General features: G+C 68.1%; 10 protein-coding genes. 6 read left to right on the top strand and 4 right to left on the bottom strand.

What is annotated here, in order from left to right:
• Window positions 1–55: 55 nt before the first annotated feature.
• On the bottom strand, window positions 56–7,366 hold the full coding sequence (locus DEH84_RS15585) for a hypothetical protein (RefSeq protein ID WP_159098994.1): 7,311 nt from the start codon (window positions 7,364–7,366) through the stop codon (window positions 56–58).
• Window positions 7,367–7,595: 229 nt separating this feature from the next.
• Complete coding sequence (locus DEH84_RS15580; RefSeq protein ID WP_218929733.1) at window positions 7,596–8,801, bottom strand: glycosyltransferase; 1,206 nt, start codon at window positions 8,799–8,801, stop codon at window positions 7,596–7,598.
• Window positions 8,802–9,004: 203 nt separating this feature from the next.
• Here DEH84_RS15580 and DEH84_RS15575 point away from each other — a divergent pair, with 203 nt between their 5' ends.
• Window positions 9,005–9,706, top strand: a complete 702-nt coding sequence (locus tag DEH84_RS15575) for a response regulator transcription factor (RefSeq protein WP_159098993.1) — start codon at window positions 9,005–9,007, stop codon at window positions 9,704–9,706.
• A 52-nt stretch (window positions 9,707–9,758) separates the two neighbouring features.
• Here DEH84_RS15575 and DEH84_RS15570 read toward each other — a convergent pair whose 3' ends face one another.
• Window positions 9,759–10,421 carry an alpha/beta hydrolase gene (locus DEH84_RS15570; protein ID WP_109037675.1) on the bottom strand — a complete coding sequence of 221 codons (663 nt, stop codon included), beginning with the start codon at window positions 10,419–10,421 and terminating at the stop codon, window positions 9,759–9,761.
• A gap of 58 nt (window positions 10,422–10,479) precedes the next feature.
• Between DEH84_RS15570 and DEH84_RS15565 the strand changes: the two genes are divergently transcribed.
• The gene (locus tag DEH84_RS15565) at window positions 10,480–11,403 is read left to right on the top strand and encodes a ParB N-terminal domain-containing protein (protein ID WP_245932613.1); all 924 of its coding nucleotides are present in this window, start codon (window positions 10,480–10,482) and stop codon (window positions 11,401–11,403) included.
• Between the two features lie 10 nt (window positions 11,404–11,413).
• Here the strand turns inward: DEH84_RS15565 and DEH84_RS15560 are convergent, their stop codons facing one another.
• Entirely contained in the window at window positions 11,414–12,886 is a 1,473-nt protein-coding gene (locus tag DEH84_RS15560) for a flavin-containing monooxygenase (RefSeq protein ID WP_109037674.1), read from the bottom strand.
• A gap of 87 nt (window positions 12,887–12,973) precedes the next feature.
• Between DEH84_RS15560 and DEH84_RS15555 the strand changes: the two genes are divergently transcribed.
• The 4 genes from DEH84_RS15555 to DEH84_RS15540 all read left to right on the top strand — a co-directional run bounded on the left by DEH84_RS15555 (window position 12,974) and on the right by DEH84_RS15540 (window position 16,976).
• Window positions 12,974–14,254, top strand: a complete 1,281-nt coding sequence (locus DEH84_RS15555) for an efflux RND transporter periplasmic adaptor subunit (RefSeq protein WP_109037673.1) — start codon at window positions 12,974–12,976, stop codon at window positions 14,252–14,254.
• A 12-nt stretch (window positions 14,255–14,266) separates the two neighbouring features.
• A complete protein-coding gene (locus DEH84_RS15550) occupies window positions 14,267–15,490 on the top strand; it encodes an ABC transporter permease (RefSeq protein WP_109037672.1) in 1,224 nt (407 codons plus the stop codon).
• A complete protein-coding gene (locus tag DEH84_RS15545) occupies window positions 15,487–16,200 on the top strand; it encodes an ABC transporter ATP-binding protein (protein ID WP_109037671.1) in 714 nt (237 codons plus the stop codon). Before DEH84_RS15550 ends, DEH84_RS15545 begins: the two co-directional genes overlap by 4 nt.
• Window positions 16,201–16,295: 95 nt before the next feature.
• A complete protein-coding gene (locus DEH84_RS15540) occupies window positions 16,296–16,976 on the top strand; it encodes a PEP-CTERM sorting domain-containing protein (RefSeq protein ID WP_109037670.1) in 681 nt (226 codons plus the stop codon).
• The last annotated feature ends 111 nt before the right edge of the window (window positions 16,977–17,087 follow it).

Below are 17,087 nucleotides of genomic sequence, written 5' to 3'. Positions count from 1 at the left end.
AAGAAAAAACAGGGACCCCGGCGTGTGCCGGAATCCCTGTTTCAGGCCGCCGTGATCAGACGGGGGTGTGCTCGTCCTTGTTGGTCACCAGGTTGGACCACCCGAACTCCGCGCCGGTGGTGTGCACCACCGAGAGCAGGTTCAGTTCGATCGAATCGACCGAATCGTCGCCGCCCGAAGACTGCTGGTGTGCCCAGATGGCCGTCAGAGTGGGGTCGTCTGCAGCCGTCACGGCGAACACCGAGGTGTTGCGCATGCCGTCTTCGCCTTCCGCGGCGAAGGTGAACAGGCTGTTGAGCAGGCCCGCCACTTGCGATGCATCCGTCACATCCTGGGATGTGGCCGCGTGCGCGGTCGACGTCACCAGACCGAACTCCTCGCTGTCAAGGTCGAACGGCACCGGCCCGCCACCCATCACGCTCACGGCGTTCACCGTGACATCGTCCACCCGCGTCGTCGCAGCGAGTTCGCCTTCCAGGGCGATGACATCGTGCTCGGGCTGGAAGTTGTGGATCACGTCCGGGCCGCCGGTGCCCAGGGCGACCAACTGGGCGCTTGCCTCGTCCCAGGTGAACTCGGCAAATCCTTGGCGGCTGTTGTCGATCGCGCTGTCCGCCAGCGCCGAGGTGGAGGCGGCCGCACCTTCGCTCACCGTCGCATCCCGCTGGATGACCAGGTCGGATCCGCCCGCCGTGTACAGGTCCTTGTCGCCTTCTGCATCGATGGTGTCCGGCGTGCCGCCCTTCAGATGGGTCGTGTAGAGCCCCTCGTCGGCGTAATAGCCCGAGTCGGAGCCATACAAGGCGGCATCGCCCGTCGCGGTGTTCTGCTCATCCAGTTGCGGCGAGTTGGCGATGGCGGTGTAGCCGCTGTCGGGGTTGGTGAAGCTCTGACGCACCCCCTCGGCGTCGGCGAGGGCCGGGTCGCCGAAGAAGTTGCTGTTTTCACCCTCACCCGAGCCCGGGTTGGTGATGCCGACGGCCTCCTGCGTGATGTCCTTCGCGGCCGTGACGATGACGATGTCGTTCGGCTCCGTCTCACTGCCCTGGACCAGTGCCGCGTCGGTGACCACATCGGCGCCTTGAACGATCTCCGTGACCGACGAGACGGTTTCGAAGACGCCATCCTCGTAGTAGATGGCGCCAGCGACGATCTCGTCCGCGAGGAAGCCCGGGCCCACCGGCGTGTTGTCCGTGTACAGGCGCACGGTGTTGGTCTGGTCGTCTTCCGACACGGTGCCCATCACGTTGGGCCCGAAGAAGTCCGCCGTCACGACGATCTTGCGGTTGACGAGGTCAACTGTGGCGGAACCGACCAGATCTTGCGCTTCCAGCTGGCTCTTGAGGCCGTTCAGGATATGGGCCTGTGTGTCTCCGGCTTGCACGGTGTAGCTCGCCGAGGTCTTGCCTAGCTCAAGCGTCAGCACCTGTCCCGCCGTACGGGTGTTCAGGTACGTGTTGGTGAAGACGAGCTCGATCTGCTGATAGGCGTTGTTGGCCGAGGCGTCGATCACGGGGCGCGTCATGTCCGACACCAGCAGCGGATCGGCCTGCCCGTCGAGTGCGGTCAGCGTCAGCGTCAGATTCTTGCTGGACAGGTTCACGCCGTCGGCGGCCAGCACATTGGCCAGGGCCGGGATGCTGTCGCCGTCCGTGTTGTCGATCGCATCGAGCAGCTGGTCGCGCAGATCCTCCAGCAGTTCCAGGCGGCTGTTCCCATCCAGCGTGAACGACTGCCCCGCGACACTGATGTCCACCGTGCGGCCGATGCCGGCGATGAAGGCGTCGTCATTGAAGGCCGCGTCGAAGCCGATCTCGGTCACCTGCTTGACGGCATCCGTCGAGGTGGTGCCGGTGATGGCGAGGTCCAGACCTTCCTGCTGGCCGGTGAAGGTGAAGGTGACCCCTGTCACATCACCGGGCTGCTGGAAGATGAGGGCGGGACTGTCCAGCATGCCGAACGTGCCGGCGGAGTCGAAGCGCAGTTCCCCCGTCGGCTCGTCAAAGCTCACCGTGAACGATGGCTCCAGATTGGCCCGGAAGTAGGCTTGTGCATCGGCGGCCCAATCGGCAAGGCTGGTGTAGGCTTTGCTGGTGGTGAACGTGACGTTGCCAGGGGAGGGGTCATCCGGGATGCCGTACGTATTGGCACTGGCATCCGTCATCTTGAAGAAGCCGAACTCGGCCAGCTTGGCTTCGATGGTGGCGGTCGAAAAGATCCTCACGCCCAGGCTGTTCTCTTCACGCCATTCGTAGCCCGTGGGGCCGACGAAGGTCTTCGGCGTCTCCGTCTCCGACACCTCGAGCGCCACCGTCACCTGCTCGCTGTCGATACCGGTCTCGGCATCCGTGAGCGCGGCCAGCAGGGCCTCTGCCGTGGCCCGCGGATCGCCGTCCACCATGTTCGCGGTGTAGGTCTGACCCAGCACCGTGATCGAGACCGTGCCCGGCGTGGCAGCCGCATCGATGCCGGCCGAGAAGTAGTCCGCGGTGTTCGCGCTGAAGCTCACGGTGGTGACTTCTGCTGCGCCCGGCGCGCTCGCGGTGGCCGCGGTCACGGTGAACTGCTGCTTGACGTTGTCGGCCGAGGTCAGCGTGATGACGCCGCCCGACTCGCTCACGGACGAGATGATGCCGGTCAGGCTGCCCGGGACGGCGGGCACGCCTTCCGTGGCGGGCGTGCCGTCGATCTCGGCCTGGATCTTGGCGACCAGTGCGGCCAGGCTGCCTTCGGCGTCGGGCAGGCTGTCGCCGTCGGTCGAGCCATCGGCCATGTCGGCGGTGATGACGATGGGCTCGCCGCCGTCTGTCGGGGTGATCTGAATGCCGAGGCTGCCGGCCGCGAAGTACGTGATGGGGCTGGTGTCTGCGAGACCACTGAAGTCCACCTGGGCGATCTGCTTGACACCCTCGTAGTCGAGGCGCACGTCGGTGATCGAGAAGGACTCCTTGCCCAGCGTGGCCGAGGTCAGCACGATGTCGCCCGTCTCGGGATCAATCGCTGCGCCAGACAGGATGCCGCTCAGCGTGCCGCCCTCGCCGACTTCAGCGTTGATCGCATCGGTGAGGGCCTGGGTGGTCAGCTCCTCGCCGGTGGACTCGGTGAAGTACCTGCGGTCGATGTAGCTGTGCCCGCCGATGTTGTAGTAGCCCTGGATGGCGGGTTGGGCGCTCAGGGCGCCGTCTTCCAGCGTGGCGACGAGCCGCGTTTCCGTGCTGTCCGTCGTCATCGTCAGCGAACCGATGTAAGGCGAATCCGCGGCCATGCGCTCCAGCATCTGCGCGATCGTTTCGTCGGTCCGGGTGTACGTCGTCTTCTGTGGCGCGCCGTTCGCGTCGGTGTACAGCACTTCCAGGATGAAGGTGATGCCCGAGCTGCTGCCGGTCACGGCGGTGGGCAGGCTGTACTCGATCGGTGCGACCGAGGTTGCGACCATGTCCGCCGAGATGACGATCGGTGTGCCGAGCTCGCCATCGGTGATCGGTGCGATCTTCGCGTAGACCTTTCCGCCTTCGAAGTACACATCGGCCCCGCGGTCCGTCGACGTGCCGTCGCTCAGGGCGGCGTAGTTCGCGGCATCCCCCAGCGAGATGGTGGCCTGCTGGTAATCGCCCTCGAAGTCCATTCGAGCGTCGGCGCTCAACGGGTCGGTGGCCTCGGTGCGCGCGGTGAACGTCAGCGTGGTGGACGACTGCGTCACGGTCTCCACGACCTCGGCCAGCGTGGACGGCGTGGTGACGTCGACCATGCCGTAGGATTGTTCGTAGACCGTCTCACCGTCCGTGGCAAACACCACGATCATCAACGGGCTCCCATTGCCGGCTGCGTTCGTGACCGGGTGGCTCGCGGCTGTCGTGAACGTGATCTGATTCAGCGTGGCGTCCAGCGTGAAGGTGGCGACGCCCTCGAACTTCGTGTTCAACGCGTCGACCAGGCCGCCGATGGTGTCGGGCTTGTCGCCCGAATCGGCGTACCCCCACTCGTCTGCTGTCACGTCACCGATCTTGAAGTCAAGCACATAGCGAACCGTGCCGAAGTTGGTTTCGTTCAGCGGGGAGCTGGACTCCAAGTCGAATGCGAACGAGAAGACGCCGGTGGTCTCACCCTCTACGGCTTTGTTCACGGCATCGAGCAACCTGGAGACCGAGGCGGCCGCATCGCCCGCCACCATGTCGGACGTCACCGTCTGGCCGCCCACCTTCACGCTCAGCGTGCCGCCCTCGTAGTAGTCGGCGTTGTCGCTGCTGAAGGTCACGGCGGTCTGCTGCTGGACGCCGGCCTGGTCGATGGCCGCGGCCGTCACGCTGAAGGTCGGCTCGAAGGTGTCCACCAGGGGCACGCTCTTGCCGTCGAGGCGCAGGACGACGTTGTTCCCGTCAGCGTTCTGCACCACGGTCACGGACCCGAGCACGTCGGCCAGGGCCTGGCCATCGACCATCTTGGCCTCGATGGCCTGTTTCAGGGCGGCCACCGTGGCCACCGGATCGGCGGTGTAGACGCCCGCAGCTTCGGTGTAGACCACGTTGGCGCTCACTTCCGTGCCGTCGATCGTGATGTACACCTTGCGGTCGAAGTTGAACGTGTCGCCCAGCGAGCGGGTGGCCGGGTAATCGGCTGCAGCGTCAGAGAATTCGACATCCCAACGCGTCTTCTGCCCAGGGTTCGAAATGTCGATGAGACCGTCGGGCGTGCCGCTGTCCGTGACCACGCTGAGCTTCACACCGGCCTGGCCGATGATGTCGAGTACGTGGTTGTCATGAACGAGGACCTCGCTGACCGGCGCCCAGGATCGGATGGCGTCCGCGAAGGCAGCGAGCGCGGATGCCGGGGTGTCTTCTGCGGTGGTCGTGTACTGGTACGTCTGCCCATTGATCTTGACCTGGAGAACGCTGCCCTCCCGATAGTCGCTGGCGGTGCTCGAGAACGTGAGCGAGGTGACTGGCAGGGTCTGGCCGTCGTAGACCGTCTGGTAGACGAGGGTGTCGCTCGACAGGTCGTCCTCGTCCGATGTGAGCCAGGCGGTGTCGGCACCCAGCCCGCCGTAGATCGTGTCGTCTCCGCTGCCGGTGGAGATGGTGTCCGCGCCGGCGCCGGATTCGATGCGCAGGTTGATCGACGGGCCGAAAGCCATCATGTCGATCAGGTTGGCGTTGCTGTTGCCGAAGGCCACGACTTCCTCGGCGCCGGCCATCGCTGCATTGGCCTGTGGGCTGGTCAGCGCGGATTCGATGGTCTTGTACGCGTCGCGGATGGTGTAGCTGACGTTGGTCGAGTTCACCGACAGGCCGGCCTGGGCCAGCGCCACAGCCTGCGCGACCGTGAGCGAGCCGATGACGGTCAGCGGCACGGTGGACGGTTGATAGCCTTCGATGCGGTCAGCAAACGTGCCGATGAAGGTGTTGAGGACGGTCGACGAGCCGTTGACGCCCGGTGCGCCGAAGATCTCCGCCACCGTGAAGGCGTTGGTTGGATTGGTGTCGTCGCCAGGCAGGTCCGTGGTCCAGTCTTTCAGCTGGGACGTGTCACCCAGCGAAACCAGCCACTCCGATTCGGTGCCGACGAAACCGTTGTCGACGGCGACCTGGTAAGCGGACTTGCCGTCCGCACCCGTGGCACCCGTGGCGCCTGTGTCACCCTTCTCGCCCTGCGCGCCGGTTGCGCCCGTGGCGCCGGTGTCACCCTTCTCGCCTTGCGCGCCGGTTGCGCCCGTGGCGCCGGTGTCACCCTTCTCGCCTTGCGCGCCGGTTGCCCCTGTGGCGCCGGTGTCCCCCTTCTCGCCTTGCGCGCCGGTTGCGCCCGTGGCGCCGGTGTCACCCTTCTCGCCTTGCGCGCCGGTTGCCCCTGTGGCGCCGGTGTCCCCCTTCTCGCCTTGCGCGCCGGTTGCGCCCGTGGCGCCGGTGTCCCCCTTCACGCCTTGCGCACCGGTTGCACCCGTGGCGCCGGTGTCGCCCTTCTCGCCTTGCGCACCGGTTGCACCCGTGGCGCCGGTGTCACCCTTCTCGCCCTGCGCGCCGGTTGCCCCCGTGGCACCGGTGTCGCCCTTCTCACCTTGTGCGCCGGTTGCGCCCGTGGCACCCGTCGCACCCGTCGCACCCGTCGCACCCGTCGCACCAGGCAGGCCGGCGGGCCCTGTGGCACCGGTGTCCCCCTTCGGCCCCGGGGTCAGGCTGATGTTGTTCAGTTCGTTGCGCAGGCCGTCGACCAGCTTGGCGACGGTGTCGTACGCGGCGATGCCCGCGTTGAAGCCGCCGTCGACAATGATCTCGATGCCCTTCGCACCGAGCGAGTTGCCCACGATGCTGTCAGACAGCGCCTGCAGGACCTCGGCACTGCTGCTGCCCACCTCGGCCCCCGAGATGGTGGCCAGCACAACGCCATAGGGGTTGGCTGCCGCGTTTGACGTCCCATCCACATTGATGACCGCGACCGGGGTGTCCTTCACCAGGTCGATGGTGTTGCCGTTCACATCGACGAGACCGAAGGCCTTGGCGATGTTCTGGTTGGTCGTGGCGATCTGCTCCGGCGACACGCCGGTCAGCTTGTCTTCCGTGAGGCCGAGCTCGCGAACAGCCAGCTCGGTCAGCATGTTGATCGACACGTTGTACGTGCCGGCCTCGGGGATGACCGTCACGGCGCGCAGGTCCACCTCCAGGTCCTTCGGGCGCTTGGTCGCTTCGTCCACATAGTCTGCGCCGCTGCCCGTGTCGGTCACCTTCAGCAAGACCGGCCCGGTGTAGTTCGTGATCTCGACCCGGAAGCTGCCATCGTCGTTGACCGTCCCCGTGGTCAGGACCTTCCCGTCCGGGTCGTAAGCCGTCACGACCAGCCCGTTGCCGCTCACCACCGGTCCCAGCACGATGCTGCCGGTGATGACCGATTTGGCAACCGGCACCGCCGCGGCGCTGCCGCCACCGCCTCCGCCCGCCGCGCCCGCAATGGCACCGAGCCCGGCGGTGCCGGCGGCCACATTGCCCCATCCGGGCAGCGACGAGGCGGCCGATTCGGCCGCCGCGACGGTCTGCGCTGCGCCGGCTTGCCAGACAACCCCGGTGCTTTCCGCCGCAGCCGAGCTGGCCGAGATGACCGTGCTTTCACCGGCTGCAGTGGGGCCGAGGTCCAGAACGGCCATCCGGTTGTCGGCATAGAACTCGTCGATCTGGGCCAGCAGGCCGTCCTGGCTCGCGTCTTCGATGATCAGCGCATTGCCCTGCTTCTTGACCGTGACCTTCTGGTAAGGCTGCTGCGTCTGTGCATCGAGGACCTGGTACCTCACGCCCGGCTCGGCGACAAGGCGGACGCCCTTGATAAGGGGCTGGTTCTTGATCTCCTGCGATGCGGAGATGGTGCGCAGAATGAGTGCCGACATGGCTGGCTCCAATGGTGAAACTGAGTCCTCGAACGCAGCGGGGAGTGCTGCGCACTGCAATTCGTCATGCGCAACAACCGTTGCATGTGGTTGCAAGTGAGACGATTTGTTTCAGTCTAGGGGGCGCCACTTCGGGACTCTCTCGTTCCCTCTCATGCGTGAGAGGTGTTGCTGCGCTCATCCGAACGGCTGATGCCGTGGGCGAGGCGCCGCGCCTCGGCTGGGCCGATCAAGTCAGCCGTTCGATCGCAAAGCGCAGGTTCTCCTGGACCCGTTCGCGCATGCCGGTCGGGAGCTGCCGCTCCTCCAGCAGGCGCTCGCATGCGGTTCGGCACTCCGCATACCGACCACTCCAGTACGCGTTCACGGCCAGTTCGTCCAGCAGGCCATGGTCGTAGATCCACGACTCGACGAAGAGGCCGCTGGGCGGCCGAGGGCCGAGTCCGCGCTTTGCGAACCAGTAGCCTTGTTCATACCGTTTCTGCAGGCGACATAGACGGCTCGCGGCATGCAGGGCTTCGGCCCGTGCTGGCTGCGCGGCGGTGGCGCGCAGCCAGGTGTCGATCACTTGCTGTGCGGGATGGCCGAGCCGCTCCTGCAACTGCCCGGCGCGGTACAGCGCCACGAAGACCTCCTCCTCCCAGTAGCCCATCTCCGCACGTTGCTGATAGGCCGCCAGGGCGCGTTCGATCTGCCCGCTGTCCTTCAGGCTTTGCGCCAGGTAGAAGGTGTAGCGTGAACGCAGAAAAGGGTCGGTTTCGGTGCGCAGGGCGCACGCCAGGACTGCTGCATCCTTGTGAAATTTCTGAGGGTCGCGACTGCGGTCACCCCCGCTGTTGTATTGCATGTGCACGCCGTCCAACGTGCTGCGGCCCTTCGCCTCGGGTGGGATGGCGACGTACTCGTGCAGCACACCGCGATAGCGGAACGGCAGTCCGTTGCGCAGCAGCAGTGGTCGTTGGTACCGGATCGCACCATGGGCGATGTCGACGTCGATGACATCGTCCTTGAGGCTCGCCTTGCATGCACGTGCATCGAAGCCGGGCGGGTAGACCAGCGTGTCGTCGGCGTCGATGACGAGGGCGTAATCGATGTGCCGCTGCTCGCGCAGGCGTGCCAGCGCGTCGCTCCGGTTGAAGGCAAAGTCCTGCCAGGGCACGTCCACCACGTCGCCGGGGACGCCGTGTTCGGCGAGCCAGGCGCGCACGACGGCCTGGGTCCCGTCGGTCGACCCGGTGTCTTCGATGAACACATGGTCGATCAGTGGCAGGACACTGTCGAGGCAGCGGCGGATGACGTGAGCCTCGTTCTTGACGATCATGCACAGCCCGATACGGGCGGGTGCCGCTTGATCGGGCGCGACACGGACAGGGGAGAGCGGCGGCATCTTGAGGTCGGGGTGAGCGCTGCGGCCTTTGCTGCCTTGTCCACGCATGAGGCGCCTGCTACGCTCGAGCGGAGCAGCGGTGGCCGACACAATGGGTTTCAGGCCGGCGTGTCATGCCTTGCCCGAATCCAAATTATCAGATCCGTCCGACGGGGTGAGACTCTCGAAGCATCTCATCGCCGAGAGCCACTCGTCGACCACTTTTCATGTCACAGAGCCCTGCCCGCGCGCTCCCCTCAACGGATTTCAGTGTGTCCCTGGTCGAGCATGATCTCGGCTTGCGTGAGGGCATGGCGTCCGAGCTGCAAGGCCGCGGCTTCCATGTGCACGCCTTTGCCGACGCGTTGGGCTTCTACCGATTCCTGACGACGCGTCCTCGCACGGTGTCGGTCCTCGATGTCGAAATGCCGAATGAAGGGGGGCTGTCCATTGCACGCCATCTGCGCTCGCTGGATGCGCAGATGGGGGTCATCCTGCTGACGGCGAGTCCGCTTCGGGCGGTCCGGCTCGAAGGGCTCGCGGCGGGCGCCGACGCCTGCCTCACCAAGCCCGTCGACACGGACGAGCTCGTGCTGTTGCTCAACCGACAGATGTCACGGCAGCTTGCGAGTCCCGGCGAGGCCGTGGCGCGATTCCGGCGTGCCAGCGACCCCGATGCACCCTGGCGCCTGCAGGTGAGCACCGCCATGCTCCATGCGCCGGCAGGGGAGGGCGTCCGCCTCACGATGAGCGAGGTGCAGGTGCTACAGGCCCTGACGACGAAGGTCGGCGAGACATGCAGCCCTGTGGCGCTCTGCCGCGCGCTGGGTTTGACTTCCGACGAGTGGAGCAGCCATCGGGTGGAAGTCATCGTCAGCCGCCTTCGACAGAAAGTGAAGCGCGAGATCGGACTCGACCTGCCATTGCGCACCGTCCGAGGGCACGGCTATCTCTGGCCCGAGGGTGTCGTCTGAGCCGTCGTTCACCAAGGGCGCGTGGCTGTTGACGACGGGGTCTGCGCCACCGTCACGCCAGCACCTTGAGCAACCACGCATTCAGGTCCTCGACCTCCTCCATGCACAGGCTGTGTCCCATGGGGTAGGTGTGCCAGTCGACCGTGTGGCCCAAGGCACGCAGCCGGTCGCGCGCTGCTGCGCCGCGGGCCGGCACCACCACGTCGTCGTCATCGCCGTGCGCCAGGAAGATGGGCGTGCTCAGGTTGGCCGCATGCCGCTCGGCCTCGGTCGTGTCAGGCAGCGGCAGGTAGCCCGACAGCGCAGCCAGCCCAGCCAGTCGCGCCGGGTAACGCAGCCCCGTCAACAAGGTCATCGCGCAGCCTTGCGAAAAGCCCATCAACACGATGCGTTCGGCGGGCACGCCTCGCGCCACCTCGCGGTCGATCAGCGCCGCAATCTGCGTCTGTGACGCACGCAGTCCCGGTTCGTCTTCAATGCGACCGCCGCCTGGCGTGGCGATGATGTCGTACCACGCGGGCATCACGTGTCCATTGTTGATGGTGACGGGCCGCACCGGCGCATTCGGCATGACGTACCGCACCGGCCCCACGGCCGACAGGTCGAGCGCGCGGCACAGTTGCAGAAAGTCGCTGCCATCGGCGCCCAGGCCGTGCAGGATGATGAGCGTGGCGCGCGGGGCGTCGGCGGGGTTCAGTTCAAGCGTCTCGAGCATGCTGCCTAGAATAGCGCCCCCCGATCCCCTTGCGGGACAGCCTGAAAGAAGCCCCCAGATGGACATCATCGTCAAAGAGGAACTGCGTGCCTACATCGACCCGCTGACGCCGGAAGAGCACGATGCGCTCGAGCGCAGCATCCTGGCCGAAGGCTGCCGCGACGCACTGGTGCTGTGGGGCAATGTGCTGGTCGATGGGCACAACCGCTACGGCATCTGCACGAAGCACGGCATCCCGTTCCAGACGGTGCAGAACCCGCGGTTCAAGTCGATGGAAGACGTGCACCTGTGGATGATCGACCAGCATCTGGGGCGGCGCAGCGTGTCCGATTTTCAGCGTGGCGTGCTGGCCCTGCGCAAGAAGGCCATCCTGCAGGCGCGGGCGGAAGCGGCGGCCCAGCCTGCCGCGCTCGCCGATGCCGCACTGCAGGGTGGCGTCGACGGCGCACCGTCAGACAGCACCGCGTCGGCCGCGCCTGTGGCGATGACCGAAGAAGAGCGCGCCGCCGCCGAAGCGCTGGCCAGCCGCGAGGCCCTGGCGCGTGCCGCCCGCATCAGCCCGACCACCGTGGCCCAGATCGAGAAGATCCAAAAGCACGCGGCACCCGAGTTGGTCGAGGCCGTCAAGCAGGGCACGATCTCGATCAATGCCGCCGCCACGGTGGCCACGCTGCCGATGGAAGAGCAGGTGGCCGCGGCGGCCGGCGGCCGCAAGGAGCTGCAGCAGGCCGCACGCCAGGTGCGCGAGGCGCGTCGCCAGGCCCGTGAAGGCCGCCACGCCGAGGTCAGCGAGATGCTCGAAGGCGATGCGGGCCAGCCGGCGTCTCAGGCCGCGCCGTGGGAGGCCATCGACGCGGCCGACGACGGCCCGCGCCCCGGCGAGACCCCGGAAGAGACCATTGCCCGCCTGGTCGAGACCGTGCGCACCCTGCGCAACCAGAACGCCATGCTGGCCGCCCGCGTGACGGCGATGGAAGGCTGACGCCCGCGATTCAGGCGGCAGGGCGGGGCGCCGGGTTGTCGAACACCAGCGCGCCGTCGTCCAGGCCCGCCAGTCGCAGGCGCCAGCGGTCCAGCAGCGCGTTGTCCGGCGTGCGCCAGGGGCCCTGCGTGCCGGCCTTCGGGAAGCAGTGCAGGTTGCGCAGCACATAGCCCGGCTGGAAGTCCAGGCGCCGGTCGGTGCGCAGGTCCGCGGGCGCGCGGGGCATGCAGCGCCGCAGGCCCGTGCCGCGCAGGTGGCGCAGCACGCGAACCACCTGCTCGGTGGCCAGCTCGGCGCGCAGCGTCCATGAGGCGTGCGTGTAGCCAAAGGCATAGGCAAAGTTCGGCACGCCGGCCAGCATCATCCCGCGGTGGCTGAAGGTGCGGCGCAACACCACGGGCGCGTCGTTCACGGTCAGCGTCATGCCGCCAAGGGCCAACAGGTCCAGCCCAGTGGCCGTCACCACGATGTCGGCGGGCAGGTGGCGGCCGGAAGCCAGCGCCACACCGTCGGGCGTGAAGTGGTCCACCGTGTCGGTCACGACCTCGGCATGGCCTTCACGCAGGGCGGTGAACAGGTCGCCGTTGGGGGCCAGGCACACCCGCTGATCCCACGGCCGGTAGTGCGGTGTGAAGTGCACCAGCAGATCCTGACGGGGGCCGAGCGCCTGGGCCACACCGCGCAGCAGGTGACGCCGCACGGCCTCGGGCCAGCGGCGCGACAGGCGATGCACCAGCACCTGGCGGGCCGCGCGCGCCTGGCGGATGAGCCGGCCTGCCAGCGGGGCGGGCAGCCACCGCGTGAGGTGCCGGGCCAGCGCGCTCTCCCCCGCGCGCACCTCGACGTAGGTGGGCGAGCGCTGCAGCATCGTCACCTGTGCCCCTCGGGCGGCCAGGGCGGGCACCAGCGTCACGGCGGTGGCCCCCGAGCCGATCACCACCACCCGTTGCCCGGCCACCGCCAGGTCCTGCGGCCAATGCTGCGGGTGGACGATGCGGCCGGTGTAATCGGCCTGCCCGGGCCAGGTCGGTGTGTGGCCCTGGTCCATCCGGTAGTAGCCGCTGCAGGCGTACAGAAAGCGGGCCTGCAGCGTGCAGCGCGTGCGCTCGGGGCCAATCTCCACATCCACGTGCCACAACGCGGTGGCGTCGTCCCAGCGCGCGCCCACCACGCGGTGCTGCAGCCGGATGAGGCGGCCGAGGTCGTGTTCGGCAATCGTGTCGTCCAGGTAGCGCCGGATCGCCTCGCCGGAGGCCGTGCGGTGCGCACCCTGCCAGGGGCGGAAGCGGTGGCCCAGGGTGTGCATGTCCGAATCCGAACGCATGCCGGGATAGCGAAAGAGGTCCCAGGTGCCGCCCGGCGCATCGCGTGCTTCGAGCACGGCCAGCCGCAGGCCGGGCAGTTCACGCTGGAGGAGGGCGGCGGCGCCGATGCCGGAGAGGCCGGCGCCAACAATCAGCACATCAAGGTGCGTGGGATGCATGCAGACGAAGCGTGGTGACAGGGATGCGGATTGTCGTGTGGATGCGGCACACTGACGACCGTCTCGGTCGTGATCGGAGTTGCCTTGATGTCTGTTGCCTCGCGCCCGGTGTGGCGCCGTCGTGTCCTGTGGGTCGCTCTGGCGTGCCTGGCGGTCGGCGTGCTGGCCTGGATGCGGCTCAGGCCGCCGGTGGTGGATGCGGTGCCGGCCGAGGCCCGTGCGCTGGTGCGCACGCTGCAGTTCACCGGCCGCGTGAAGACACCGGCCCGCGTGGAGGTGGGCGTGACCGTGACGGGCCGCGTGGCCAGGGTGGCCGTGGACGAGGGCGATGCCGTGGAGGCCGGCCAGCCACTGATCGAGCTGGAGACCGATGAGGCGCGTGCGGCCGCCGAGCAGGCCCGCGCCAGCCTGGCCCAGGCCGAGGCCCGGCGCGAAAGCCAGGCCACGCTGGCGCTGAGCAGCGCCGAGGCGGCCCTCGGGCAGGCTGAAGCCACGCTGCGGGCCGCCGAGCGCGAGCTGACCCGCACGCAGGAGCTCGTGGCCCAGCAGTTCTACAGCCAGTCCCGGCTGGACGAGGCCCGGCGGGCGGCCGATGTGGCCCGGGCTCAGCGTGATGCGGCCCGCGCCCAGGTGCAGGCCAACCAGCGCAGCGGGGCCGAGCGCGGCGCGGCGGTGGCCCAGGTCGCCACGGCCCGGGCGGCGCTCGCTGCGGCCGAGGCCCGTCTGGCGCAGCTGGTGGTGCGTGCGCCGGCGGCCGGGCGCGTGCTGCTGCGCAACGTCGAGCCCGGCCAGATCGTGCAGGCCGGCAAGGGGCTGCTGACGCTGTCCGTGCAGGGCCCGACCGAGCTGGTGGCGCCCGTCGATGAACGCTTTCTGGGCCAGTTGCGGGACGGACAGGTCGCGCGCGTGCGCGCCGATGCCTACCCCGAGGCACCGTTCGACGCCCGGCTGGTGCGCCTGGCCCCGTCGGTGGACGCCCAGAGCGGGGCGGTGGAGGTGACCTTCGCGGTGCAAGGCGCCTTGCCTGCTTTCCTGCGCGAAGACATGACGCTGTCGATCGAGGTGCGCACCGGCGCCCGTGAGGCAGCCCGGGCGGTGCCGCTCAAGGCCCTGCGCGAACCGGCGGCAGGCTCATCGGGTGAGCGAGCCACGGTGCTGGTGGCCGAAGACGGCAGGGCAGTCGCGCGCGAGGTCGTCCTCGGGCTGCGCACCCTTGATGCCGTCGAGGTGCGCAGTGGGCTGAAGGACGGCGATCTGGTGCTGCTCGACGCGGCCATCGTGCCCGGTCAGCGCGTGCGTGCGCGCCCCGTTCCGCTGACCACGCGGGCTGGGGCGGGGCAGGCCATGTCCTCGTCCTTCTCGCGCTGAGGTCCGCACGCCATGCGGGGCATCGGATTCGAATGGCAGGTGGCGGTGCGCTTCCTGCGCGAAGGGCGCTTTCAGAGCGTGCTCATCATCGCGGGCGTGGCCGCCGGCGTGGCGGTGGTGGCCTACATCTCGGCCCTGGTCACCGGCCTGCAGGCCAACACCTTGAACCGCACGCTGGGGGCCCAGGCCCATGTGGTGCTGTCGCCGCCCGACGAGGTCGTGACGCCTGCGTGGCCCCGGCCCGGCGACACGATGGTGTTGAGCGAAACCCAGGCCCGTGCGCAGCGGCTGCGCACCGTGGCCAACTGGCCGGCGCTGCAGCAGGCGCTGGCACGTCGGGCGGGCGTCGACGCGGTTTCCCCGATGGCGACCGGGGCCGCACTGGCCCGGCGGGGCGAGGCCACGCGCGCGGTCGCGATCACCGGGGTGGAACTGGCACTGTACGACCGCATCGTCAACCTGCGCGACAAGCTGGTGGATGGCGCGCTGCGCATGGGCCCGGGTGAGGCCATCATCGGCCAGACGCTGGCACGGGACCTGGGCCTGCGCGTGGGCGACCGGCTCACGGTCTCCACCGGCGATCGCACCGACACGCTGCGCATCAGCGGGCTGGTCGACCTGGGCGTGAAGGACCTCAACCGCCGCGTGGTCATCATGCCGCTGCGGGCGGCGCAAAGCCTGCTCGATGTGGCGGGCGGCGTCACCCAGCTCGATCTGCGGCTGGCCGACGTGTGGGCTGCGCGCACGCTGGCCGCCGAACTGGGGCGTGAGCTGCCCTACAAGGTCGAAAGCTGGCAGGAAAGCAACGCGCAGCTTGTCACGGCCTTGAATGCCCAGACCATCAGCACGACGCTCATCCGTGGCGTGGTCATGGTGGTGGTCGTCATGGGCATCGCCAGCGTGCTGGTGGTGTCGGTGGTGCAGAAGCAGCGCGAGATCGGCATCCTGCGCGCCATGGGGGCCACGCGGGCGCAGATCCTGCGCGTGTTCCTGCTGCAGGGTGCGCTGGTGGGCGCCCTGGGGTCAATCGCGGGCGTCGTGCTCGCCATGGCCATGATCAAGGCCTTCACCACCTTTGTGCGCGGGGCCGATGGCCTGCCGCTGTTCGCGATCACGCTGCCGCCTGAAATGGCGCTGCAGGCGGTCGGTGTCACGCTGGTGGCCGGGGTGCTGGCCGCCATGGCGCCGGCCCGTCGCGCCGCCCGCATGGATCCGGCCCAGGCCATTCGACTATGAACGACGCCACCGAGCTGCTGCGCCTGCGCGGCCTGAGCAAGACCTACAACACGGGCCAGCCCAACGAAGTTCAGGTGCTGCATGCGCTGGACCTCAGCCTGGCGCGCGGCGAGTTCGTCGCGCTGATCGGCCCGTCCGGCTCGGGCAAAAGCACGCTGCTCAACATCCTGGGCCTGCTGGAGCGGCCGACCTCGGGCGAGCACCGCCTGCTGGGCCAGGCCGTGCAGGACCTGGCCGACGACGAACTCACCCGCCTGCGCCGGGAGGCCCTGGGCTTCGTCTTCCAGTTCCACCACCTGCTTCCGGCCTTCTCGGCGCTCGAGAACGTGACCCTGCCGGCGCTGGTGCGCGACGGCCACGTGGGCGCAGCCCAGCGCGCGCGCGGGCAGGCCTTGCTCCGGGCTGTGGGCCTGGCCGACGCGATGGACCGACGCCCGGCCCAGCTCTCGGGCGGCATGCAGCAGCGCGTGGCGATGGCGCGGGCGCTGATGCTCGAGCCCGCGCTGATCCTTGCCGACGAGCCCACCGGCAACCTCGACACCGCCTCGTCGGACGAGGTGTTCCGGCTGCTGCGCGAGGTGCACAGCCAGGGCCACACGGCCTTCCTGATCGTCACGCATGACCCGCGGCTGGCGGCGCGCTGCGACCGCATCATCGAGCTGGTGGACGGGCGCATCGCCCGGGATGTGCTGACTCAGCCACCGGCATAACGCATCCACCGGCCTGAGGGATGGAAAGACGACGCACTTCTCCGTAGAGTCAACGGGGTCTTCAAAGAAATCTCCTCACACCGCAAGGACAGGGCATGGCATTCATTCAACGCGCCGCAGTGGCGACGGCGCTCGGTTTCGGTCTCGGCCTGGGTGCCGCCCACGCCACCGGCACCCCGATCACCCTCAAGACGGACGGCTACACCAGCGCGTCCACCCACGCCACCACCTCGGTGAAGTACGGCTGGGACACCCTGTCCGTCGACGCCGGCTCGTTCCAGGTCACCACCAGCGCGGGCAAGAGCTTCCTCGCCTTCTGCGCCGAGATCAGCCAGTTCACCAGCAGCAACTGGCAGACGTATTACGTGGGCACCTTCGGCAGCGCCGACCAGACCCTGCTCCAGGGCCTGTTCTCGTCGGTCGCCTCGTTCTCGGGCTCGGCCAAGGTTGACAGCGGCCTCGAGTACGCCGCCCTGCAACTGGCCGTGTGGGAAATCATGCACGAGACCGCCACCACCGCCAGCCTGACCAAGGGCAGCGGCACGCTGTACGTCAATGACACGAGCGCGAGCGGTCTGAGCCTCGCCAGCTTGGCCAACACTTACCTGAGCGCCGCCTACAACTGGGAAGGCCCCTCGCTGGTCAAGGTCGAGAAGCTGAGCAATGGCAGCTACCAGGATCTGGTGCGTGTCACGCCCGTGCCCGAAGCCGGGACCTTCGGCCTGATGGCGCTGGGTCTTGCCGGCCTGGCGCTGGTGCGCCGCCGCAAAGCCTGAGCGCGGATCCGCCGCACGGTATGAAAGGCCCTTCGGGGCCTTTTTTGTTTTTTGATGCATGAATATGGTTCATGTATCGCTGAAAAGATCTCGCTTGATTCATGGATGGGT

This window comes from Aquabacterium olei, assembly GCF_003100395.1.
In the GTDB taxonomy this organism is placed as follows: domain Bacteria; phylum Pseudomonadota; class Gammaproteobacteria; order Burkholderiales; family Burkholderiaceae_C; genus Aquabacterium; species Aquabacterium olei.
Note: the sequence above shows the minus strand (reverse complement) of the source record. Positions and strands in the feature narration are given on the sequence as shown.

Excerpts from the sequence above, each read along its gene's own strand:
- DEH84_RS15585 (WP_159098994.1), bottom strand. The coding sequence starts at position 7,366 with ATGTCGGCACTCATTCTGCGCACCATCTCCGCATCGCAGGAGATCAAG.
- DEH84_RS15580 (WP_218929733.1), bottom strand. The coding sequence starts at position 8,801 with ATGCGTGGACAAGGCAGCAAAGGCCGCAGCGCTCACCCCGACCTCAAG.
- DEH84_RS15570 (WP_109037675.1), bottom strand. The coding sequence starts at position 10,421 with ATGCTCGAGACGCTTGAACTGAACCCCGCCGACGCCCCGCGCGCCACG.
- DEH84_RS15565 (WP_245932613.1), top strand. The coding sequence starts at position 10,480 with ATGGACATCATCGTCAAAGAGGAACTGCGTGCCTACATCGACCCGCTG.
- DEH84_RS15560 (WP_109037674.1), bottom strand. The coding sequence starts at position 12,886 with ATGCATCCCACGCACCTTGATGTGCTGATTGTTGGCGCCGGCCTCTCC.
- DEH84_RS15555 (WP_109037673.1), top strand. The coding sequence starts at position 12,974 with ATGTCTGTTGCCTCGCGCCCGGTGTGGCGCCGTCGTGTCCTGTGGGTC.
- DEH84_RS15550 (WP_109037672.1), top strand. The coding sequence starts at position 14,267 with ATGCGGGGCATCGGATTCGAATGGCAGGTGGCGGTGCGCTTCCTGCGC.
- DEH84_RS15545 (WP_109037671.1), top strand. The coding sequence starts at position 15,487 with ATGAACGACGCCACCGAGCTGCTGCGCCTGCGCGGCCTGAGCAAGACC.
- DEH84_RS15540 (WP_109037670.1), top strand. The coding sequence starts at position 16,296 with ATGGCATTCATTCAACGCGCCGCAGTGGCGACGGCGCTCGGTTTCGGT.